1 protein-coding gene is annotated in these 1,070 nt (G+C 70.6%); it reads right to left on the bottom strand.

From position 1 onward, the window contains the following. Positions 1-164 precede the first annotated feature (164 nt). On the bottom strand, positions 165-1,070 hold a 906-nt coding region (locus AC1DOC_RS34785), incomplete at its 5' end, for a hypothetical protein (protein ID WP_478131729.1).

Raw genomic sequence — 1,070 nt, 5'->3', positions numbered from 1 at the left:
CGGCATGGTCGCAACCACGCGCCAGACGGCATAGCGCATCAGCAGCAGCGCGGTCAGCGCGCCGAACAGCACGCGGTGGGAGGTGCGGTCGATCCGCCCCCACGTCATCAGGAGGAGGGCCAGGCCCGCGACGAGTGCGTTGAGCTGGAACTCCGGTGTGGCGATCAGGTGGGACATGGTGACGTAGCTCCTGTTGCGGCGGTTTTGCCGGTGAAGGGGTTGAACCCCGTGGCGGCCAGCGCGATCCAGGCAGTCGCGCCCAAGTGTGGCCAGCGGTAGTAGAAGAAGTCGGCCCCGGTCGAGTCGGGGCCGATAGCCAGCCCCGTCGATATGCGGGCACTGGGGGTGGCGTAGTAAAGGCCGTTGCCGGCGCGCTGCGAGGCCAGCAGCTGCCACAGGGCTTCGGGCGCCGCGCCCTTGCGCGCCACCAGCGTGGCGGCGGCCTGGGCGGTGCCCTCGGTCCAGATGCCGTCGGGGCTGCGCGAGAAGCCGTAGCCTTCGCCGAAGCGATGGTGCTTCTCCACCCAGTCGAGCCCCCGCATCCAGGGGCAGGAACCCTCGGGCGCCGCCAGCAGCGGCCACAGCTGGGCATCCAGGCCGGAGCCATCCGTGGCAATGGTGGCGCCGTCTTCCTTGGTGCCGATGTTGAAGCGCTGCTCCGATGCGTTCCACATGCGGTTGACGAATTCGAGCGCGGTGCGCGCCTGCCGGCGTTCGGCTTCGGCCTCGCCGCCGGCGCTCTTCGCCGCCCAGGCGGCCGCCACCGCGATGTCGATGTTGTGCTCGGTGGATTTCCAGGTCTGGGCGCGCTGCGCGTTGTCCCAGCCGTACCAGCCGCCGTTGTAGCCGTCGGGGGCGTTGCGCGCGCGGGTGCGCTGCTCGATCCAGCCCAGCAGCCGGCGCGCGCCCGCCAGGTAGGCGGGCGAAGGCTCGGCCTCGTTCAGGTTCAGCAGCAGCAAGGCGGCCCAGGCCACGTTGCCGGTGGCCGTGCTCACCTGGTAGGCATCGGCGATCCACTGGTTCTTGGCCGCATCCCAACGGCCCGGCAGCGCGGCCTTTTCCTCGGTCAT

Source organism: Variovorax sp. 01T439_2, assembly GCF_056398445.1.
Note: the sequence above shows the minus strand (reverse complement) of the source record. Positions and strands in the feature narration are given on the sequence as shown.